The following is a 19308-nucleotide window of genomic DNA, read 5'->3' as shown; positions in this document are numbered from 1 at the left end:
TCGGCACGCGTGCTCCACACCCCGAACCTCCCACGCACCAGGAGACACACATGACCAAGCCCCGTCGCTGGGCGCTCCTCACCGGAGCCGCGATCGCCGTGAGCGCGTTGCTCGCCGGCTGCTCCGGGGGCGGCAACGCCTCGTCCAGCAGCAGCTCCGACACGATCAACTACGCACTGCCGGCCAACTTCACGCCGAACTGGATCCTCCCGATCGGTACCGCAGCGCACCTCAACACGAACAACGGCTCGATCGCGCAGTCGCTGTACGAGCCGCTCGTCGCCTACGACGGCTCGACCGGCAAGATCGCGTGGAACAAGGCCGGTTCGGTCGCGACGGACGCGACGTTCGCGAGCGACTCGAAGAGCGTCACGGTCACCCTCGGCGACCGGCACTGGTCCGACGGCAAGCCGATCACGAGCCGGGACGTCGAGTTCTGGTTCAACCTGATCAAGGCGAACAAGGACGAGTGGGGCTCCTACTCGAAGGGCAAGGCGCCGGACAACTGGACCTCCTTCACAGCCGACGACGACACGCACTTCACGATCACGTTCGACAAGGCGTACAACCCGGACTGGATGCTCGCCAACCAGCTGAGCCACATCATCCCGCTGCCGCAGCACGCCTGGGACAAGACGAGTGCGAGCGCGAAGGTCTCCGACGCGGACGAGACCACGTCCGGTGCGAAGCAGGTGTGGAAGTACCTCAACACCGCCGCCGGCAAGATCTCCGACTACGCCAGCGACGACCTGTGGAAGACCATCTCCGGGCCCTACGGCGTGAAGACGTTCACCACCGCCGGCAAGGTCACCCTGACGGCGAACACGAAGTACGACGGCGGCGAGAAGCCCTCGATCACGACGGTCAACCTGCTGCCGTTCACCACGACGGACGCCGAGGTGAACGCGGTCCGCTCGGGCGAGGTCGACTACGGCTACATCAACGCCACCGACATGGACCAGAAGTCGTCCTTCACGTCGAAGGGCTACGACGTGCAGCCCTGGACCGGCTGGGCGATCACGTACATGCCGTACAACTTCAACAACCCGGACATGGGCGCCGTCTTCAAGCAGCTGTACGCCCGCCAGGCCGTGCAGATGTCGATCGACCAGACCTCGCTGTCCAAGGTCGTCTTCAACGGCACCGCCACCTCGACCTACGGACCGATCCCGCAGGCGCAGGAGTCCGACTACGTGTCGAGCACGCAGAAGGACAACCCGTACCCGTTCAGCACGAAGAAGGCCAAGGCGCTGCTCGAGTCCCACGGGTGGGCGGAGCAGGGCGGCACGATGGTCTGCACCGACCCCGGTACGTCCGAGAGCCAGTGCGGCGAGGGCGTGGAGCAGGGCACGAAGTTCACCATGAACGTCCTCTCGCAGTCCGGCTCGACCGTCACCGACAACATGATGAGCGCGATCCAGTCCTCGCTCGCGAAGACCGGCATCGGCTTCACGATCAAGACCGCGCCGGTGTCGAGCGTCCTGTCGCAGACCCCGACCTGCACGAGCGACGAGGCCAGCTGCGACTGGGACCTCTCCTTCTTCGGCACCGCGGGCAGCTGGTACTTCCCGGCCTACCCGACCGGTGAGTCGCTCTTCCAGACCGGCGGTTCGGCGAACTTCGGCTCGTACTCCAACGCCGACGTGGACAAGCTCATCGACGCGACGACCACGTCGCCCGACGCCACCGCCGTGCAGGACTACAGCGCCGCGGTCGCGAAGGACCTGCCGGTGATCTGGCTGCCGAGCCCGGACTACCAGATCTCGGTCGTCAAGCAGGGGCTGACCGGGTTCGACCAGGACTCGCTCGCCAACTTCCACCCGGCCCAGTGGAAGTGGTCGAAGTAACCACCTGACACCCCCTGGAGGCGCGGCGCGGGTCCGACCCGCACCGCGCCTCCCGGGGCCCACCGCACCAATCCAGACGACGGAAGCCGCATGACCACAGCTCTCTACCTCACCAGGCGCGTCCTGCAGGCGCTCGCGGTGATCCTCATCGTCACGATCGTCGTGTTCTGCCTGCTGCACGCCCTGCCGGGCGGGCCCGCCCGCGGCGTGCTCGGCGTCTCCGCGACGCCCGCGCAGATCGCCGCGTTCAACACGGCGCAGGGGCTCGACCAGCCACTGCCCGTGCAGTACCTCCGGTTCCTCGGCCGCCTCCTCACCGGCGACCTCGGCACGTCGTACACACTCAACGAGCCGGTCTCGCAGCTCATCACGGAGCGGCTGCCGAAGACCCTCGTCCTCACCGGGATGTCCGCGGTGCTCGGCATCGTGCTCGCGATCCCGGTCGGCATGTGGCAGGCGGTCCGGCGCAACGGCGCGGTCGACTACGCGGCCACCGCGCTGGCGTTCGTCTTCTACTCGACGCCCGCGTTCTTCCTCGGGCTCGTCCTGATCATCGTCTTCAGCCAGCAGCTGCCCTGGCTGCCGTCCCAGGCACCGAGCGGGAACACCCTCGCCGAGGTCTTCCAGGACCCGGCCGGGCTCGTGCTCCCCGTCGTCACCGGTGCCCTCGCCATGATCGCCGTCTTCAGCCGGTACATGCGGGCCTCGACGCTCGAGAACCTGCAGGAGGACTACGTCCGCACCGCCCGCGCCGGCGGTGCCTCGACCGCGGCGATCCTGCGCCGACACGTGTTCCGGAACTCGCTCACCCCGGTGGTGGCGATGCTCGGGTACTACCTGCCGGTGCTGTTCGGCGGGGCGCTCGTCACGGAGCAGCTGTTCAACTACCCCGGCATGGGGCTCCTCTTCTGGAACGCCGCGCAGACCTCGGACTACCCGACGCTGCTCGGTTGCGTCCTCGTCATCTCGATCGCGACCGTGGTGGGCACGCTGCTCGCCGACGTCGCGCAGTCCTTGATCGACCCCCGAGTGAAGGCAGGTCGCGCATGACCGCACAGCTGGCACCCGAAGCCCCCGGAGCGGCGTCGCTCGTGCAGCCCGTCGCCGCCACCGGCTGGCGCCTCGCCGTCCGCCGCTTCCGCCACAACACCCTCGCGGTGATCGGCCTCGTCGTCATCGTCGTCATCGTGCTGTTCTGCTTCGTCGGCCCGTTCCTGTACCCGACCGACCAGACGCACACCCAGCTCTCCCAGGCGAACCTCGCCCCCGGCGCCGCGCACCTGCTCGGCACCGACGCCGTCGGGCACGACGTGCTCGGCCGACTGATGTTCGGCGGCAAGGTGTCGCTCATGGTGGGCATCGCCGCCGGCGTCCTCGCCACCGTCGTCGGCACCCTCTGGGGCTCGATCGCCGGGTACGTCGGCGGCTGGGTCGACGCGGTGATGATGCGCGTGGTCGACGCCGGCATCGCGATCCCGGCGCTCTTCATCCTGCTCGTCATCTCGGCGATCACGACGCCCGGTGTGTGGGGACTCATCGTGATCCTCGGCTTCGTGTCCTGGCTCGTGCCCTCCCGGCTCATCCGCGCCGAGACGCTGACGCTGAAGAACCGCGACTACGTGCTGACCCTCCGCGCGATCGGCGGGTCGCACGCCCGCGCGATCGGCCGCCACCTGCTGCCGAACTCGGTGTCCACGATCGTCGTCGCCGCCACGTTCCAGGTCGCCGACGCGATCCTCCTCGTCGCCTACGTCTCCTACCTCGGGCTGGGCGTGCAGGCACCCGCGACGGACTGGGGTGGCATGCTCTCGGCAGGACTCACCGCCGCCTACTCGGGGCGGTGGTGGCTCATCGTGCCACCGGGTCTCGCCGTGATCCTGGTCGTCTGCGCGTTCAACGCCGTGGGCGACGGGCTCCGGGACGCCTTCGACGTGAGGGGCCGTTGATGTCCATCCTGACCACCACCGACCTCGGGGTCTCCTTCAGCACGGAGTCCGGCACGGTCGACGCCGTCCGCGGGGTCTCCCTGCACGTCGAACCCGGTGAGACGCTCGCGCTCGTCGGGGAGTCCGGTTCCGGCAAGTCCACCGTCGCCCTCGCCGCGATGGGGCTGCTGTCCGGCAACGCCGCCGCCACCGGCAGCGCGGTCGTCGACGGCCACGAGATCGTCGGCGCCGCCGAGCCCGCCCTGCGGTCGCTCCGCGGCAGCACCGTCTCGATGGTCTTCCAGGAGCCCGCGACCGCCCTCGACCCGCTCACCCGCGTCGGGGCGCAGATCGCCGAGGTCATCCGGAACCACGGCGACGTCTCGGCAGCGGACGCCGCGGCACGGGCCGTCGACCTGCTCGACCGCGTCGGCATCCCCTCGCCCGCGCAGCGCGCCAGGGCGTTCCCGTTCCAGCTCTCCGGCGGACAGCGGCAGCGCGTGGTCATCGCGATGGCGATCGCGAACTCGCCGAAGCTCCTCATCGCCGACGAGCCGACGACGGCCCTCGACGTCACCGTGCAGGCGGAGATCCTCGAACTGCTGCGTCGCCTGGCGGCGGACACCGGCACGGGAGTCCTGCTCGTCACCCACAACATGGGCGTCGTCGCGGACTTCGCGGACCGGGTCGCGGTCATGTTGCAGGGGTCGATCGTCGAGACGGGCTCCGTCGAGGACGTCCTGCTCCGGCCGCAGCACGAGTACACGAAGCGGTTGCTCGCGGCGGTGCCGCGGCTGGCCGTGGCCGAGGCCGGTGCGGCCGTCACGTCCGGCGTGGCCGTCACGTCCGGCGTGGCCGTCGCGTCGGGTGCCTCCGGTGCATCCGGCGTCGCCGTCGCGTCCGGTGCGTCCGTCGCGGACGGTTCGGACGGGAGGCGCGGCGCGGCTCCGGTGGTCGACCTGCGGGACGTCTCGGTGACGTTCGGGCGCGGGGCGCGCGCCGTCCACGCGCTCCAGGGCATCGACATCGCCGTGCACGCCGGCGAGACCGTCGGCCTGGTCGGGGAGTCCGGTTCCGGCAAGTCCACCGCGGCCCGGGTCGCGCTCGGCCTCGTCAAGCCGACGTCGGGCAGCGTGCACCTGTTCGGCTCCGACCTGCGCACGGCGCGTGGTCGCGACCGCCGAGCGCTCCGGTCGGGCATCGGCGTCGTGCTGCAGGACCCGGTGGCGTCGCTCGACGCCCGGATGTCCGTCGCCGAGTGCATCGCCGAACCGCTCGCCGTGCACCGTCGCGGGATGTCCTCCGCCGACCGTCGGAAGCGCATCGACGAGGTCCTCGACGCCGTCCGGCTGCCCCGGACCCTGGCGTCGCGTGCACCCCGGGAGCTCTCGGGCGGGCAGCGGCAGCGCGTGTCCCTCGCCCGGGCGCTCGTGCTCTCGCCGCGGTTGCTCGTCGCCGACGAACCGACCAGTGCGCTCGACGTCAGCGTGCAGGAGACGGTGCTCGAGGTCCTCCGCGAGCTGCAGGACGACCTCGGGTTCGCGTGCCTGTTCGTCTCGCACGACCTCGCCGTCGTGCAGCAGTTCGCCGAGCGGGTCGTCGTGATGCGCCAGGGCGTCGTCGAGGAGCAGGGCACGACGGGTGCCACCCTCATGCACCCGACCACCGACTACACCCGACGGCTGCTCGCCGCCGTGCCCGTCCCCGACCCGGTGGTGCAGCGGCAACGCCGGGTCGAGCGACTCGCCACCCTCGGGGCGGTGACCGCGTGAGCGAGGTCGTCGCCGGCGTCGACGTCGGCGGGACGAACACGAAGGTGATCCTCGCGACCCCGGCGCTCGAGGTGATCGACCGCATCGACCTGCCGACGCCCGCCCACGCGGGTGGCGCCGCGATCGTGACGGCCGCCCTCGGTGCCGTGACGGACCTGCTCGACCGGCACCGCGCCTCCGTGACCGGTGTCGGGGTGGGCGCTGCCGGCGTCGTCGACGCGAGCACGGGGACGGTGCTCGTGACGGGCAACTCGTTCACCGGCTGGGCTGGTTACGGCGTGACGGACGCGGTCACGTCGGCCCTCGGCGTCCCCGCGACGCTCGACAACGACGTGAACGCGTTCCTGCTCGGCGAGGTCGCCGCCGGTGCCGTGGCGGGGGAGCCGGACGTGCTCGGCATGACGCTCGGGACCGGGGTCGGCGGCGCGCTCGTGCTCGGCGGCTCGCTGTTCGCCGGGCCCCGAGGCGCGGCGGGCGAGATCGGCCACGTCCCGGGCTTCGGCGACGCGGTGTGCACCTGCGGGCAGGTCGGCCACCTCGAGACCATCGCCGGGGCGCGCGGCATCGCCGACCGCTACGCCGAACGGACCGGGCGCCGGGTCACCGTCCGCGAGGTCGCCGACGCCGCACGCGCCGGGGACCCCGCCGCCGCCGCGGTGTTCGAGACCGCCGGCTGGGGGCTGGCGCGTGCTGCCCTGCTGACGGCGGGGATCCTCGACGTGACGACCATCGTCATCGGCGGCGGGATCGCGCGGTCGTGGGACCTGCTCGAGCCGGCCATCAGCGCTGCCATCGCCCTGGAGCCCCCGGTGAGCGGGGCGCCGATCCGGTTGGCCCTGTCGTCGCTGGGGTCCGACGCCGTGGCGCTCGGTGCCGCTGCGCAGGTACGGGACCTGGTGCTCGGGAGCGCGCCCGCGCGCTGAGGCGACCGCTTCCCGGAACGACGAGGAGCCGGCCTGGACCACCTGATCGCGTGGCCCAGACCGGCTCCGGTCGTGGGTGCTGTCGCCGGGAGGACCGCCGACGGTCGGGTCAGACCCGACGGGCGCCGACGCGGGGGAGCAGCAGGCCGAGCACGATCATCGCGACGGCGAGCACCAGGTGCAGCACGTTGTCGGCGCTGTTGAGCGGCACGAAGTTCGCCGGGTCGGCCATGCCGGCGGTGAACAGTCCGTAGACGAACAGGACCGCGTAGACGATCCCGCCGACGAGCAGGTAGAGCCGGGCGCCGCGAGCGCTGCGGGCCGCGAGGAGCCCGACGACGCCGAACAGCAGGTGGACGATGTTGTGGAGCACGGACACCTGGAACGTGCCGAGCAGGAGTGCCATCGAGCCGTGGCCGGCCACCGACATCGTGCCCATGTCCATCGTGAGTCCGGGGATGAACCCGGCGATGCCGACGATGAGGAAGACGATCCCGAAGACCAGGGCGCCCTTCTGCGTCCAGGTGGAGCCGTTGGCGGTGCGGTTCGTTGCTGCGTTGCTGGTCATGATGCGACCTCTCTCTCAACGAGGGCCGGAACGCCGGTGCGCCGGTCCGGGCGCTCATGACGCCCACAGTGCATTCGGAGCACGTGCCCGGTCGGTTTGCAGGTACTTCGCGACCGACACATCCGCGCGCTGGCCGTGCCTGGGGCCTGAGCCGTCGCGGAGGGGACGCCGGGCATCGTGGAGCGCATGAGCCAGTACGACAAGCGCGATCCGAAGACCCTCTACCCCGCCCCGCCGTACCCGGAGCAGGAGCAGTCGCTCCCCGGGGCCGCGTGGAAGATGGACCCGAAGCCCGACCACGGCGAGGAGAGCTACGTCGGGCTCGGTCGCCTGAAGGGCTTCCGGGGCATCGTCACCGGTGCCGACTCGGGCATCGGCCGCGCCGCCGCCATCGCACTCTCCCGCGAGGGCGCCGACCTCGTCCTCTCCTACCTGCCCGACGAGCAGGAGGACGCCGAACAGGTGCGCGACCTGCTCGAGGGCGAAGGGCGTCGTGCGGTGCTCTTCCCCGGCGACATCTCCGACGAGCAGTACTGCACCGAGCTCGTCCAGAAGGCCGTCGACGAGTTCGGTGGCCTCGACACCCTCGTCATGGTCGCCGGGCGGATGGACAGCAACGACGACATCCTCACGCTCACGACCGAGCACTTCGACTCGACCTTCAAGACGAACATCTACTCGCTCTTCTGGCTCACCAAGGCCGCCGTTCCGCACCTCGAGCCGGGATCCACGATCGTCACCACCGGGTCGATCCAGGCGAGCACGCCGTCGCCGGACAAGATCGACTACGCGGTGTCCAAGGGCGCGATCAAGCTCTTCACCGAGGCCGTCGCCCAGCAGCTCGCACCGAAGGGCATCCGCGTGAACTCGGTCGCTCCGGGACCGGTGTGGACGCCCCTCCAGCCCGGGTCCGACGACGCCGAGACCGTGGCGCACTTCGGCGAGCAGTCGCCGTTCGGCCGCCCCGGTCAGCCCGCCGAACTCGCTGCCGCGTACGTGCACCTCGTCAGCCCCGAATCCAGCTACCAGTCCGGGTCGACGATCACCATCGCCGGCGGCACCCCGGCCTTCTAGGAGGACACGATGAGCGGGACGACACACGTGGTCCTCGTCGCCTGGGACGGCGAGGCGGCCGACCGGTCGGTGCAGGCCGATGCCATCGTGCGCGAGCACCTGCCGCGGATCGACGGGGTCGAGTCCGTGCGGTCAGGCGAGAGCATCAGCACCGAGGGGCTCGAGGGCGGTTTCGACTGGATGCTCGTCGTCCGGTTCCGGGACCGCGCGGCGCTCGCCGGGTACCTACCGCACGAGGAGCATCAGCCCGTCGCCGCGTACATCCAGGGCGCGAGCGAACGCGTCGTGGTCTTCGACGTCGAGGACTGACGTCGGGGTGGTCGTCGGGCGTGCCGATCAGCGCGACCCGACGACCGCCGTCCGCCGGGCCATGGCGTTGCCCGATGCGCGCACGAGCACGGCGATCACGAGGAAGCCGACGAGCAGCGCCGCGCAGTACAGCGCGACCCCGCCGTACCCGCCCACGCGGGCCGGGTTGAAGAACGGGTAGGGGTAGAACCCGACGAGCGCGCCGCGGATGAGCGTGTACGCGGTGTAGACGGCGGGCACGATCGCGGCCGCCCAGACCATGGTGAACGGCTGCCGGTGGCGCGGACGGTCCACGAACCAGTCGACCACGACGGCCGCCGGGATCACCATGTGGTGCACGACGTTCACCCACGGCAGGAGCTCGCCGAGGTCGGCACCGGCCAACAGCGTGTTGAAGACGATGCCGACGAACGCCAGGTAGACGACCGCGGCGCCGCGCGCGACCTCCCACCCGCGCGACGACGGGACATCCCGCAGGAGCCGGACGGCGCCGATCACGAACACGGTGCTGGCGTAGAGGTTGCCGAGGATCGTGAAGTAGCTGAAGACGCTCACGAGGCTGAAGTCCACCCGCACGCTCAGCACGACCTGGGTGACGACCCCGGCGACGGACGCGGCCGCGAGCGCGAGGCGGACGGCAACCAGGACGGTCGTCTTCATGGCGCCACCCTACCGATCGCCGGTACTCCCGGACGGATCGGTCACCCGACGAGCGACTGCGTCCCGAGCACGACCGCCAGCGCCAGCCGCTCGGCATCGGCACTGCCCGGCTCCGCGGTGTACGCGAGCACCGTCAGGTCATCGGTCGCGATCCGCAGGGTGTCGCAGTCGAGGGCGATCCGGCCCACCGCCGGGTGCTCCACGACCTTGCGCCGGCCGGAGCTCTGCGGCGGTGCGGTGTCGCCGGCGTCCCACAGCTCGACGAACCGCTCGCTCGCGGCACGGAGGTCCCGCACGAGCTGCCGCAGCCCGCGGTCGAGCGGGTACCGGGCGACCGTGAGCCGGAGCTCGGCGACGACCGAGGCCTCGAACGCCCGCTGCTCGGCGTCCGAGTGCACCGCCCGGCTGCCCGGACCGACGAGGTGGCGCCACGCGGTGTTCCGCTCGTGCCCACGGAGCGCACCGACCGGCCCCATCAGCGCGTCGTACGGCCCGTTCGCGGTGAGGATGGTGCCGGCGGCGTCGAGCACCGCGACCGGGGTGTCCGACAGCCGGTCGAGCAGCCGCTGCACGCTCGGCGGGATCCGCGAGGGCACGACGTCGGCGCCCGGGGCGGCGTGCCCGGCGAGCCGGAACAGCAGCTCGCGCTCCGCGTCCGCGACCCGGAGCGAGCGGGCCAGCGCCTCGACCACCTGGGCGGACGGCGAGGTCGCCCGTCCCTGTTCGAGCCGGGTGAGGTAGTCGGCCGAGATCCCGGCGAGGGCGGCGAGCTCCTCGCGACGGAGGCCGGCCGCGCGCCGGCGGTTCCCCGCGACGACGCCGACCGTGTCCGGCGCGACGTGGTCGCGCAGCCGACGGAGGGTACGGCCGAACTCGGTGTGTTCCACGGCTCCAGTCTGCGACCCGTCGCGCCCGCTGTCCTGGGTCCAGCAGTCCTACGACAGCGGGACGGCTCCCCGAGGGCGCTCGCCGGAGCGACGCTGGGGCCATGACAACGACATTCGTCACCGGGGCCACACGCGGCCTCGGCAAGGAGACCGCCCGCCAGCTCGCCGCCGCCGGCCACACCGTGTGGATCGGCGCCCGCGACCTCGACACCGGCCACGCGGTGGCCCACGAGATCAGCACGGGACCGAACGCGGTCCGTGCCGTGCAGCTCGACGTCACGGACGACGCCTCGGTCGCCGCGGCGTTCGCGACCATCGGCGCTGCCGGCGGGCTCGACGTGCTGGTGAACAACGCCGGCATCGGCAAGCTCGGGCTGGACGGACCGGAGGCACTCGAGGTGTTCGACACGAACGCCGTGAGCGTCGTGCGGACCACCGAGGCGGCGCTGCCGCTGCTGCGGTCCTCGGCAGCCCCGATCGTCGTGAACATCTCGAGCGCGCTCGGTTCGTTCGCGGCCAACCACGACCCGGAGAAGCCGGCGTCGCAGTACCAGGCGATCGTCTACGGCGCGAGCAAGGCGGCGGTGTCGATGCTCACCGTGCAGTACGCCCGTGCCGTGCCGGAGGTCCACTTCGTCGCGGTCGAGCCCGGGTACACCGCGACCGAGTTCGGGGGTGTTCCGAACCCGCACGGCCGTCCGGTCGAGGTCAGTGCGGCGACGGTCGCCGCGGCGGCCGCCGCGGGCCCGGACGGTCCGACAGGTGTCTTCCTGGAGGACGGTGCGCCGCTCGGATGGTGACCATCCGACGAACGGGAGGTGGGCCCCACCCGCCGGTCCCGGCGCACCGCGCCAGCGGGGTGACGGCCGTGACGGGAGGGACGGGTCGGGCCCGCACCGCGCCTCCCGGCCCGCAGGTCCCTACGATGAGGACGTGGCTGACGCGACCGAACCGACCGTCCTGCTGACCGCCTTCGAACCGTTCGGCGGCGACGCCGTGAACCCCTCGTGGGAAGCCGCGCAGCGGCTCGCGGCCACGTGGGACGGGCCGGCGACGCTCGTCGTCGAGCAGCTGCCGGTGGTCTTCGCCGAGGAACGGTCGCGGCTCGCGGCGGCGATCGCGAAGCACCGTCCCGCCGTCGTCATCGCGACCGGGCTCGCTGCCGGACGGGCCGCGGTGACACCGGAGCGCGTCGCGATCAACGTCATGGACGCCCGGATCCCGGACAACGCGGGCGCGCAGCCGGTGGACGAGCCGATCGACCCGTTCGGCGCCCCGGCGGCGTTCAGCGGACTGCCGATCAAGCGGATCGTCCGGGACGTCCGGGCGGCCGGGGTCCCCGCTGCGGTGTCCAACACGGCGGGGACGTTCACCTGCAACCAGGTGTTCTACGAGCTCATGTCGTTCGCCGACCGCGAGGGCTTCCGCGCCGGCTTCGTGCACGTCCCGGCCACCCCGGAAATCGCCGGGGACGGCCCCGCGCTCGACCTCGACCGGATCGTCACCGCGCTCGACGCCGTGGTCCGCGCCTCGCTCGACCCGGCGCCGGACATCGTCGCCGAGGGCGGCGCGGAGTCCTGATCCGCGCCGCCCTCGTCGTCGATCAGATGAACTGGCGGAAGTTCGTCGACGCGAGGTCGAGCAGCTCGTCGCCGCGGCCGGACAGCACGGTGCGGATCGCGTAGAGCGTGAAGCCCTTCGCCTGCTCGAGGGTCACCGCCGGCGGCATCGAGAGCTCCTGACGGTCGGCCTTCACCGACACGAGCGCGGGGCCGTCGTGCGCGAGGGCGGCGGCGAGCGCGTCCTCGAGCTGGTCGGACTCGTCGACCCGGAAGCCCGCGATGCCGATCGCCTCGGCGACCTTCGCGAAGTCGGGGTTCTGCAGCTCGGTGCCGTAGGTGACGAACCCGGCCGCCTTCATCTCGAGCTCGACGAAGTTCAGAGACGAGTTGTCGAACACGACGATCTTCACGGGCAGCTTGTTCTGCACGATCGTGATGAGCTCGCCGAGCAGCATCGCGAGGCCGCCGTCGCCGGCCATGGCGATGACCTGCCGGTCGGGGAACGCCGCCTGCGCACCGATCGCCTGCGGCACCGCGTTCGCCATCGTGCCGTGCACGAACGACCCGATCAGCCGCCGGTCGCCGTTCATGGTGAGGTACCGCGACGCCCACACGACGGGGGAGCCGACGTCGGGGATGAACACGGCGTCCTGGTCGGCGAGCCGGTCGAGCGCGCGCGCGACGTACTGCGGGTGCAGCGGCTTGTGCTTGCCGGCCGGCACGGCCAGGTCGTCGAGCTTCGCACGGGTCTTCCGGTAGTGCTGCAGTGCGTCCTGCAGGTGCTTCGTGGGCTTGGAGCCGTCGAGCAGCGGGATGAGGGCGAGCGCCGTGTCCTTGACGGTGCCCACCAGGCCGATGTCGACCGGGTGCCGCTTGCCGAGTTGTTCGCCGCGGATGTCGACCTGCACGTGCTTCGCCTTCGCGGGGAAGAACTGCTGGTACGGGAAGTCGGTGCCGAGCATGAGGACCACGTCGGCGTCCTCCATCGCGCGGTACCCGGAGGCGAAGCCGAGGAGCCCGGTCATGCCGACGTCGTACGGGTTGTCCCACTCGATGTGCTCCTTGCCGCGCAGGGCGTGCACGATCGGGGCCTGCAGGCGTTCGGCGAGGGCGATGACCTCGTCGTGGGCGCCCGCGACGCCGGCGCCGGCGAGGATGGTGACCTTGTCGGCGCCGTTGAGCAGCTGCGCGGTGCGCTCCAGCTCGGCCTGTGCGGGGATGATCCGCGGCTCGGCGCGTTCGATGGTCGTGACGCGGGGCGCGACGGCCTCGGCGAGGAGCACGTCGCCCGGGATGACGAGCACGGCGACACCGCGCTTCTCGACCGCGGCGCGCATCGCGATCTCGAGCAGGCGCGGCATCTGGGATGGGTCGGCGACGTACTCGACGTAGACCGAGCACTCGCGGAAGAGCTCCTGCGGATGGGTCTCCTGGAAGTAGCCGGATCCGATCTCCGCCGTGGGGATGTGCGCCGCGATCGCGAGGACCGGCACGCGGGAGCGGTTCGCGTCGTAGAGGCCGTTGATCAGGTGCAGGTTGCCGGGACCGCAGCTGCCCGCGCACACGGCGAGGTTCCCGGTCAGCTCGGCCTCGGCGGAGGCGGCGAACGCGGCCGCCTCCTCGTGGCGGACGTGCTCCCACCGGATCGTGCCGTCCTTGCGCAGCGCGTCGGTGAAGCCGTTGAGGGAGTCCCCGGGGAGACCGTAGACCCGTTCGACGTCGTTCTGACGGAGGGTGGCGACGATGTTCTCGGCAACGGTTGTCATGCATTCGTGTCTAGTCCTGGCGGCTGATCCTCGCCGTTCGCTGAGCGACCTCTGATCGTCCGACACCGAACTCGGGGCCGCCCGGACGCCGCACCTGCGACGATGGGCGGATGTCCGACCACGATCTCCGCCCCCGCCGACGAGCGTCCGACGAGTACGGGATCCTCGACCGGAGCCGCTACCCGCTCGCGTCGGTGGCGATCGCCGTCGCCGCCGTCGTCCTCATCACGATCGTCGGGTTCACCCTCGGCACGGTCGACCTCGGGCTCTCGAAGGCGCTCAACGGGCTGCACACCGGCGCCCTCGGGGCGTTCACGACGGCGGTCTACCACGTCATCAGTCCCGCGCCGGCGATCGGGATCACGGTCGTGGTCGTCGCGGTGATCTGGTGGCGGACCCGCGACCTCCGCCCGGCGCTGGCGTTCGGGGGCACGATCGCGATCACGTGGGTGCCGTCCGCCGTCGTCAAGGAGATCGTGCACCGGGCCCGTCCGGACGTCGCCGTGCTGCCGCACCCGTTCCCGGTGCAGCCGGACCCCGGCTACCCGAGCGGGCACACGGTCTACATCACCGCGTTCGTCATCGCGCTCATCTGGCTGCTCCGCGACACGAGGTGGCACCGCCTGGCGCTGGGGCTCGGGGTCGTGGCGATCGTCGTCGTGTTCTTCGCGGTGTCGATCGACGCCGTGCACTACCCGACGGACGCCGCCGCGTCGATCCTGTGGGCGCTCGCCGTCGCGCCGGGCGTGCGGGTGGTCTGGGTCGACTGGCTCATGCCGAAGATCCCGTTCCTGCGACCCCGGGGCCCTGCGGCGCAGCGCGAGATCACGCGCTGACGCCGCGCCGACCGCGCGCGGCCAGCAGCGCCACCACGGCGACCACCGCGGCCGCGAGCATCACGACCGCGAGCGGCGCCGCCGTCCCCTCGCCGCCGATGCTCACGAGCGGCGACACGAGCGCCGCGAGCCCGAACTGCAGGGCACCCAGCACCGCCGAGGCGCTCCCGGCAGCCTGCGGCACCGCCCCGAGTGCGAGTGCGGTCGCGTTGCCGAGCACGAGGCCGAGCGACCCCACGGCGGTGAACAGCGGGACGGCGAGCCAGAACACCGGTGCGGACGTGACGACGAGCAGCGCGAACGCGACGGTCGAGGCCAGCACGAGGACGATGCCGAGCGCGAGCACCCCGGTGACCGAGCGCGTCGCCGTGAGCTTCGCCGAGAGGATGCTCACGCCCATCAGTGCGAGGGCGTTGCAGCCGAACGCGAGACCGTAGCCCACCGTGCCGAGCCCGAGCATGTCCTGGTACAGGAACGGCGACGCGGAGATGTACGCCATCATCACGGCGAACGCGAAGCCGAACACCGCGGTGTACCCGACGAACGTCCGGGAGCGGAGTGCCCGCAGCGGCGAGCCCGTCGTGCCGGACGCCCGTCGCTCGGCACGCAGGGCATCGCGGCGCGAACGCAGGTGCGTCTCGCGGACCACGGCGAGCACCGCCACGAGCATGAGGACCGACAGGCCGAGCACGATGGTGAGGAGCCCGCGCCAGCCGATCGGTCCCGTCAGGAGCCCACCGAGCAGGGGCGCGACCACCGGGGCGACCCCGCCGACGATCATCATGAGCGAGAACGCCCGCGCCGCCGGCTTGCCCGTCGCGAGGTCGGAGATCACCGCGCGACCGATCACCATGCCGGCCGCACCCCCGAGGCCCTGCAGCAGCCGGGCGACGACGAGCACGCCGACGTTCGGTGCGAGCACGGCCGCGGCGCTCGCGAGCACGCACAGCGCGGCACCGGCGAGGAGCGGCGGCACCCGGCCGAACCGGTCGGACAGCGGCCCGAAGACGAGCTGGCCCGCGGTCACGCCGACGAGGAACGCGGTGAGGGTGAGCTGCACGGTCGTCGCCGACGCCTGCAGTTCGGTGGTCATCTGCGGGAAGGCCGGCAGGTAGAGGTCGGTCGCGAAGGGTGCGACGGCGCTCAGCAGGCCGAGCACGAGCAGCAGGCCGGTGGTGATGCCCTGCTGTCGGGTCGTGGGTGTCGCGGTGTGCGCGCGGATGGAGCCGGTGTCCGTGGTCATGATTATGAAAGCATAACTGATGCGCGACGTCGGTAGGGTGACGGCATGGGATCCGCGCCGTCCGACGACCTCCTCGCCGAGCTCGCCGACGTCGTGCTCCGGATCTCGCGCGAGATCGACCCGCACGGTGCGAGGTCGCTCGACATCGTGCCGCTCACCGGCACCGAGGCGCTCGTGATGCGCTGGGTCGACCGCAACCCCGGGTCGACGCCGAGCGCGGTGGCCGAGGCGACGGCCCTCAAGCGCAGCAACCTCAGCGTCGCGGTCGGGTCGCTCGTGGCGAAGGGGATGGTCGAGCGTCGGCCCGACCCGGACGACGCCCGGACCGTGCAGCTGTACTCGACCGAGCTCGCCGCGGGCAGCATCGAACGGCTGCACGCGCACTGGGCCGGCATGCTCCGGCAGGCGCTCGGGGGCGACGACGAGGGTGTGGCGACGACGTTCGCGACGCTCACGCGCATCGACGGCCACCTGCGCGACGCGACGCGCTGACCGCGACGCGACCGGTCGACGGCCTGGAGGCGCGGGTCGGGCCCGCACCGTCCCTCCTGACCGTCAGACGGTCCGGTCCGGCACCTCGTCTTCGATCGGCAGCAACCGCCGGGCTCCGTGCCCCTCGGCACCGAGCTCGTCGCCCGGGTTCATCACGAGGCAGGCGTTCAGCGACACGCAGCCGCAGCCGATGCACTGCGTCATCTCCTCCTGCAGGCGCTCCAGTTCGAGCTGCCGGGCGCGGAGTCGTGCCCGCCACCGCTCGTTCAGGCGGTTCCAGTCCCGCAGCGACGGCATGCGGTCGGACGGCAGCGTCTCGAACTGCTCCGCGACCTCGCTGAGCGGGATCCCGAGCCGCTTGGCGACCTGGATGATCGCGATGCGCCGCTCGACGTGTCGTGGGTAGAGGCGGGTGCCGCCGGCGGTGCGCTCGGGGTGGATGAGGCCCTTGCGCTCGTAGAAGTGCAGGGCCGACGCCGCGACCCCGGTCCGGGCGACGACCTCGCCGATCGTGAGGAGGTCGGTGGGGCTCGGACGCGAGATCTCCACCATGGTCGAGATCCTACGACGCGGGAGTCGTCGAGACCGCGTGGCATAGCAGTTGACATGAGAACTGTTGTCCAATATGTTGTGTACCACGAGCCGCGAGGGGCGGCTCCCGACCCGGAGGTCCGACCATGACCGCGATCCTGCAGCCCCGCACCGCCCGCACCACGACCGCCCGTCCGGTCGCTCCCGCACGGACCACCGACGCCGCCGACGCGACCGGCGTCACCGGCGCCACCCGCCAGCCGCTCGCCCTCGACGGCGTGCTCGGCCGGCTCGAGCGCGCCGCCGCTCGGCTCCCGCACGCACTGGCGCTGCCGGTCATGATCGCGCACGCCGCGGTCAGCACGGTCGCGTACCGCTGATCGCCCTCCCGCTGACGGGGTCCTCGCGTCAGTGGGTGAGGACGCGTCCGCGGAGCCGCTCCCGGCTGAGCCCGGGCAGCTCCACCCCCGTGTCGCGTTCCAGCACGTGCGTCCCCGGCGGCACGACCCGGTCGATGGCGTCGAGCACCTCGTCGTCGAGCACCACCTCGGCCGCCTGCGCGTACGCGTCGACGTGCGAGACCGTCCGCGGACCGATCACCACGCTCGACACGTCCGGGTGGGTCAGCGCGAACCCCACCGCGAGCTCGAGCAGGGTGAGCCCGGACTCGTCCGCGAGGTGCCCCAGGCGGTCGGCGACATCGAGCTTCCGCCGGTTCGCCGGGGCGCCGATGTCGTACGCGTGCGGCTGCTCCACCACCCGTGGCGACCGGGGCTGCACGGTGCCGTTCCGGTACGCACCCGCGAGCCAGCCACCCGCGAGGGGCGCGGCCGCGAGCACACCGAGCCCGAACCGTCGGGCGACCGGGAAGGTCGTCCGCTCCGCCGTCCGGGTGAGGATCGAGTACGGGGCGTGCGTCGCACTGGCGCTCTTCCCGCCCGACCGGAGCCACTGCGCCTCGACGAGCTCCTCGGCCGGGAAGCCCGGGATCCCGAAGGCGCGGATCTTGCCCTGCGTGACGAGGTCGGCGAGCGCGTCGAGGGTCTCGTCGAGCGAGGTCGCCGGGTCCGGGTGCGCCGGCTGGTAGAGGTCGATGACGTCGGTGCCGAGCCGTTCGAGACTCCGTTCGACCGCGCGGAACATCCACCGCCGTCCGTTGCCGTGGTGCGACGGGTCCCGGTCGACCGGGTCCCCGAACCGCACCGCCAGGAACACGTCGTCGCGGCGGTCGCCCAGTGCGGCACCGAGGACGGTCTCGGCGAGACCCGCCCCGTCGGCGTCGGACACGTCCACCGCGGTGACCCCGCGCCCGAGCGCCTCGTGGACGAGTCGGACGGCGTCGTCCACGTCCCGTTCGGCGACCGTCGACACGGCACGGCTCCCCAGGGTCAGCGCGCTGACGGGAGCCCCCGTCCGCCCCATGCGTCGCTGTTCCATGGCGGCCACGATAGGAGGACGCCCGTGGCACCGGTCCCCGGGTGACGAACCGTTACCGCTGGTACCCTGGGGCCGCTCCACCAACACGCAGTGTGTATCTACCGGCCGTCGGCACCCCGACGGACAACGGCGGCACCCGATGGGTCCGCCCCAGGAGATCCCCGGCCGGGCCGAGAAGGCACACCTCCATGCTCCACACCAGTTCCACAGCGCCCGCGCCCGCGGCCACCGACGACCGCTCGCTCGTCGCCCACGCCGGACGCTGGTACTTCCCCGTCGCGTTCGTCGCCCGGCTCCCCTTCGCGATGATGGTCGTCGGCGTGCTGACGCTCGTCGTCTCGGCGCGCGACTCCGTGGCGCTCGGCGGCGTCAACTCCGCGTCGGTCGGCATCGGCGCCGCGGTCTTCGGCCCGCTGGTCGGTGCCGCCGCGGACCGCTTCGGCCAGCGGAACGTGCTCGTGCCCGTCGGCCTGGTGAACGCCGTGCTGCTCGGGGTGTTCCCGTTCGTGGTGGACGGCACCGCACCGGACGTCGCCGTGCTCGCACTCGCGTTCTGCATCGGCGCCTCGGCGCCCCAGGTCGCCCCGATGTCCCGGACCCGGCTCGTCGCGATCATCGGGCAGCGGATGGCACCGGCACGTCGCGGCAAGGTCCTCAGCGGCACGATGGCGTACGAGTCCGCGGCCGACGAGACCGTGTTCATCATCGGCCCGTTCCTCGTCGGGATCCTGGCGAGTGCGATCGCCCCGTGGGTCGCCGTCGCCGGTGCCTCCGCGCTGACGTTCGTCTTCGTCACGGCGTTCGCGCTGCACCCGACCGGCAAGCTCGTCGTCGGCCGGCACGAAGAGCTCGAGCAGGCACCGGCCCGTCAGCTCCTGCGGCCCCGGCTCGTGGTGGTGGTCCTCGGGATCCTCGGCGTCGGCCTGTTCTTCGGCTCGACGCTCACCGCGCTGACCGCCTTCATGGAGACCCACGGCGAGCCCTCGCAGGCGGGATTGCTCTACGGCCTGATGGGCATCGGCTCCGCGGGGTTCGCCCTCGGCTCGGCGGCGTTCCCGCGCCGGTTCGCCCTCGGGTGGCGGTGGCTCGTGTTCGGTGTGGTGCTGCTCGGCGGTGCCGTCTGGTTCTCGCAGGCCGGTTCCGTCATCGCCGTGGGCGTCGTGCTCGCGGTGATGGGGATCGGGATCGGTCCGACCCTGGTCGCGCAGTACAGCCTCGGTTCCGACCGCTCACCCGTCGGGCGCTCGGCCACCACCATGACGATCCTCGGTTCCGCCGTGATCGTGGGGCAGTCCATCGCGTCGGCGATCACGGGCGACGTCGCCCAGCAGCACGGGGCCGACGCCGCGATGCTGCTGCCGGCCGCGTCCGCGGCGGTCGTCGTGCTCGCCGCGGCGGCGAACCTCGTGCTGTCGCGTCGCGCACACGCGTGACCGCCTGACGGCCTGGAGGGACGGTGCGGGCCCGCACCGCGCC

At 72.0% G+C, this 19308-nt stretch carries 20 protein-coding genes; 13 read left to right on the top strand and 7 right to left on the bottom strand.

Going from position 1 to position 19308, the window contains the following annotated elements:
* The first annotated feature begins 50 nt into the window (after positions 1–50).
* The 5 genes from ACEN8D_RS10290 (at position 51) to ACEN8D_RS10270 (ending at position 6467) form a co-directional block, all read left to right on the top strand.
* The gene (locus ACEN8D_RS10290; protein WP_413400066.1) at positions 51–1847 is read left to right on the top strand and encodes a peptide ABC transporter substrate-binding protein; all 1797 of its coding nucleotides are present in this window, start codon (positions 51–53) and stop codon (positions 1845–1847) included.
* A 90-nt stretch (positions 1848–1937) separates the two neighbouring features.
* Entirely contained in the window at positions 1938–2897 is a 960-nt protein-coding gene (locus tag ACEN8D_RS10285) for an ABC transporter permease (protein WP_071296453.1), read from the top strand.
* Positions 2894–3793, top strand: a complete 900-nt coding sequence (locus ACEN8D_RS10280; protein WP_071296452.1) for an ABC transporter permease — start codon at positions 2894–2896, stop codon at positions 3791–3793. Before ACEN8D_RS10285 ends, ACEN8D_RS10280 begins: the two co-directional genes overlap by 4 nt.
* Complete coding sequence (locus ACEN8D_RS10275) at positions 3793–5544, top strand: dipeptide ABC transporter ATP-binding protein (RefSeq protein ID WP_413399441.1); 1752 nt, start codon at positions 3793–3795, stop codon at positions 5542–5544. Before ACEN8D_RS10280 ends, ACEN8D_RS10275 begins: the two co-directional genes overlap by 1 nt.
* Positions 5541–6467: an ROK family protein gene (locus ACEN8D_RS10270; RefSeq protein WP_495601000.1), complete on the top strand. Its 927-nt coding sequence runs from the start codon at positions 5541–5543 to the stop codon at positions 6465–6467. The genes ACEN8D_RS10275 and ACEN8D_RS10270 overlap by 4 nt, the downstream gene beginning before the upstream one ends.
* A gap of 109 nt (positions 6468–6576) precedes the next feature.
* On the opposite strand, the gene ACEN8D_RS10265 is transcribed toward ACEN8D_RS10270, so the two are convergent.
* Positions 6577–7035: a DUF4383 domain-containing protein gene (locus ACEN8D_RS10265; RefSeq protein ID WP_071296449.1), complete on the bottom strand. Its 459-nt coding sequence runs from the start codon at positions 7033–7035 to the stop codon at positions 6577–6579.
* Between the two features lie 186 nt (positions 7036–7221).
* Here ACEN8D_RS10265 and ACEN8D_RS10260 point away from each other — a divergent pair, with 186 nt between their 5' ends.
* Together ACEN8D_RS10260 and ACEN8D_RS10255 are read left to right on the top strand one after the other, a co-directional pair.
* Positions 7222–8109, top strand: coding sequence for an SDR family oxidoreductase (locus tag ACEN8D_RS10260; RefSeq protein ID WP_413399610.1), 888 nt, complete (start codon positions 7222–7224; stop codon positions 8107–8109).
* A 9-nt stretch (positions 8110–8118) separates the two neighbouring features.
* Positions 8119–8418 carry a Dabb family protein gene (locus tag ACEN8D_RS10255; RefSeq protein WP_309887158.1) on the top strand — a complete coding sequence of 100 codons (300 nt, stop codon included), beginning with the start codon at positions 8119–8121 and terminating at the stop codon, positions 8416–8418.
* A 27-nt stretch (positions 8419–8445) separates the two neighbouring features.
* Here ACEN8D_RS10255 and ACEN8D_RS10250 read toward each other — a convergent pair whose 3' ends face one another.
* Together ACEN8D_RS10250 and ACEN8D_RS10245 are read right to left on the bottom strand one after the other, a co-directional pair.
* Complete coding sequence (locus ACEN8D_RS10250) at positions 8446–9078, bottom strand: Pr6Pr family membrane protein (protein WP_413399611.1); 633 nt, start codon at positions 9076–9078, stop codon at positions 8446–8448.
* 41 nt (positions 9079–9119) lie between these two features.
* A complete protein-coding gene (locus tag ACEN8D_RS10245) occupies positions 9120–9965 on the bottom strand; it encodes a helix-turn-helix transcriptional regulator (RefSeq protein ID WP_413399612.1) in 846 nt (281 codons plus the stop codon).
* 101 nt (positions 9966–10066) lie between these two features.
* On the opposite strand from ACEN8D_RS10245, the gene ACEN8D_RS10240 reads away from it, so the two are divergent.
* Both ACEN8D_RS10240 and pcp read left to right on the top strand, forming a co-directional pair.
* Complete coding sequence (locus tag ACEN8D_RS10240) at positions 10067–10765, top strand: SDR family NAD(P)-dependent oxidoreductase (protein WP_071303293.1); 699 nt, start codon at positions 10067–10069, stop codon at positions 10763–10765.
* A 133-nt stretch (positions 10766–10898) separates the two neighbouring features.
* Complete coding sequence (pcp, locus tag ACEN8D_RS10235) at positions 10899–11546, top strand: pyroglutamyl-peptidase I (protein ID WP_413399044.1); 648 nt, start codon at positions 10899–10901, stop codon at positions 11544–11546.
* Positions 11547–11568: 22 nt separating this feature from the next.
* On the opposite strand, the gene poxB is transcribed toward pcp, so the two are convergent.
* Positions 11569–13293, bottom strand: a complete 1725-nt coding sequence (poxB, locus tag ACEN8D_RS10230) for a ubiquinone-dependent pyruvate dehydrogenase (RefSeq protein WP_309887153.1) — start codon at positions 13291–13293, stop codon at positions 11569–11571.
* 110 nt (positions 13294–13403) lie between these two features.
* Between poxB and ACEN8D_RS10225 the strand changes: the two genes are divergently transcribed.
* Positions 13404–14129 carry a phosphatase PAP2 family protein gene (locus tag ACEN8D_RS10225; RefSeq protein WP_309777994.1) on the top strand — a complete coding sequence of 242 codons (726 nt, stop codon included), beginning with the start codon at positions 13404–13406 and terminating at the stop codon, positions 14127–14129.
* Here the strand turns inward: ACEN8D_RS10225 and ACEN8D_RS10220 are convergent.
* On the bottom strand, positions 14119–15372 hold the full coding sequence (locus ACEN8D_RS10220) for a multidrug effflux MFS transporter (RefSeq protein WP_413399045.1): 1254 nt from the start codon (positions 15370–15372) through the stop codon (positions 14119–14121). The two genes, ACEN8D_RS10225 and ACEN8D_RS10220, sit on opposite strands and share 11 nt — an antisense overlap.
* A gap of 45 nt (positions 15373–15417) precedes the next feature.
* Here ACEN8D_RS10220 and ACEN8D_RS10215 point away from each other — a divergent pair, with 45 nt between their 5' ends.
* Positions 15418–15864 carry a MarR family winged helix-turn-helix transcriptional regulator gene (locus ACEN8D_RS10215; protein ID WP_402716335.1) on the top strand — a complete coding sequence of 149 codons (447 nt, stop codon included), beginning with the start codon at positions 15418–15420 and terminating at the stop codon, positions 15862–15864.
* A gap of 63 nt (positions 15865–15927) precedes the next feature.
* Here the strand turns inward: ACEN8D_RS10215 and soxR are convergent, their stop codons facing one another.
* Positions 15928–16416, bottom strand: a complete 489-nt coding sequence (gene soxR / locus ACEN8D_RS10210; protein WP_309778000.1) for a redox-sensitive transcriptional activator SoxR — start codon at positions 16414–16416, stop codon at positions 15928–15930.
* Positions 16417–16541: 125 nt separating this feature from the next.
* On the opposite strand from soxR, the gene ACEN8D_RS10205 reads away from it, so the two are divergent.
* The gene (locus ACEN8D_RS10205) at positions 16542–16775 is read left to right on the top strand and encodes a hypothetical protein (RefSeq protein ID WP_413461399.1); all 234 of its coding nucleotides are present in this window, start codon (positions 16542–16544) and stop codon (positions 16773–16775) included.
* Between the two features lie 28 nt (positions 16776–16803).
* On the opposite strand, the gene ACEN8D_RS10200 is transcribed toward ACEN8D_RS10205, so the two are convergent.
* Complete coding sequence (locus ACEN8D_RS10200; RefSeq protein ID WP_413399048.1) at positions 16804–17832, bottom strand: aldo/keto reductase; 1029 nt, start codon at positions 17830–17832, stop codon at positions 16804–16806.
* Between the two features lie 188 nt (positions 17833–18020).
* On the opposite strand from ACEN8D_RS10200, the gene ACEN8D_RS10195 reads away from it, so the two are divergent.
* Positions 18021–19265 (top strand): MFS transporter, encoded by a 1245-nt coding sequence (locus ACEN8D_RS10195; RefSeq protein ID WP_413461400.1) that lies wholly within the window; start codon positions 18021–18023, stop codon positions 19263–19265.
* The last annotated feature ends 43 nt before the right edge of the window (positions 19266–19308 follow it).

The sequence above is a fragment of the Curtobacterium sp. Curtsp22 genome (genome assembly GCF_059492135.1).
This window is presented reverse-complemented; position numbering and strand designations above follow the sequence as displayed.

Excerpts from the sequence above, each read along its gene's own strand:
- ACEN8D_RS10220 (WP_413399045.1), bottom strand. The coding sequence starts at position 15,372 with ATGACCACGGACACCGGCTCCATCCGCGCGCACACCGCGACACCCACG.
- ACEN8D_RS10290 (WP_413400066.1), top strand. The coding sequence starts at position 51 with ATGACCAAGCCCCGTCGCTGGGCGCTCCTCACCGGAGCCGCGATCGCC.
- ACEN8D_RS10260 (WP_413399610.1), top strand. The coding sequence starts at position 7,222 with ATGAGCCAGTACGACAAGCGCGATCCGAAGACCCTCTACCCCGCCCCG.
- ACEN8D_RS10285 (WP_071296453.1), top strand. The coding sequence starts at position 1,938 with ATGACCACAGCTCTCTACCTCACCAGGCGCGTCCTGCAGGCGCTCGCG.
- ACEN8D_RS10225 (WP_309777994.1), top strand. The coding sequence starts at position 13,404 with ATGTCCGACCACGATCTCCGCCCCCGCCGACGAGCGTCCGACGAGTAC.
- ACEN8D_RS10280 (WP_071296452.1), top strand. The coding sequence starts at position 2,894 with ATGACCGCACAGCTGGCACCCGAAGCCCCCGGAGCGGCGTCGCTCGTG.
- ACEN8D_RS10240 (WP_071303293.1), top strand. The coding sequence starts at position 10,067 with ATGACAACGACATTCGTCACCGGGGCCACACGCGGCCTCGGCAAGGAG.
- ACEN8D_RS10215 (WP_402716335.1), top strand. The coding sequence starts at position 15,418 with ATGGGATCCGCGCCGTCCGACGACCTCCTCGCCGAGCTCGCCGACGTC.
- poxB (WP_309887153.1), bottom strand. The coding sequence starts at position 13,293 with ATGACAACCGTTGCCGAGAACATCGTCGCCACCCTCCGTCAGAACGAC.
- soxR (WP_309778000.1), bottom strand. The coding sequence starts at position 16,416 with ATGGTGGAGATCTCGCGTCCGAGCCCCACCGACCTCCTCACGATCGGC.
- ACEN8D_RS10265 (WP_071296449.1), bottom strand. The coding sequence starts at position 7,035 with ATGACCAGCAACGCAGCAACGAACCGCACCGCCAACGGCTCCACCTGG.
- ACEN8D_RS10255 (WP_309887158.1), top strand. The coding sequence starts at position 8,119 with ATGAGCGGGACGACACACGTGGTCCTCGTCGCCTGGGACGGCGAGGCG.
- ACEN8D_RS10275 (WP_413399441.1), top strand. The coding sequence starts at position 3,793 with ATGTCCATCCTGACCACCACCGACCTCGGGGTCTCCTTCAGCACGGAG.
- ACEN8D_RS10195 (WP_413461400.1), top strand. The coding sequence starts at position 18,021 with ATGCTCCACACCAGTTCCACAGCGCCCGCGCCCGCGGCCACCGACGAC.
- ACEN8D_RS10205 (WP_413461399.1), top strand. The coding sequence starts at position 16,542 with ATGACCGCGATCCTGCAGCCCCGCACCGCCCGCACCACGACCGCCCGT.
- ACEN8D_RS10200 (WP_413399048.1), bottom strand. The coding sequence starts at position 17,832 with ATGGAACAGCGACGCATGGGGCGGACGGGGGCTCCCGTCAGCGCGCTG.
- ACEN8D_RS10250 (WP_413399611.1), bottom strand. The coding sequence starts at position 9,078 with ATGAAGACGACCGTCCTGGTTGCCGTCCGCCTCGCGCTCGCGGCCGCG.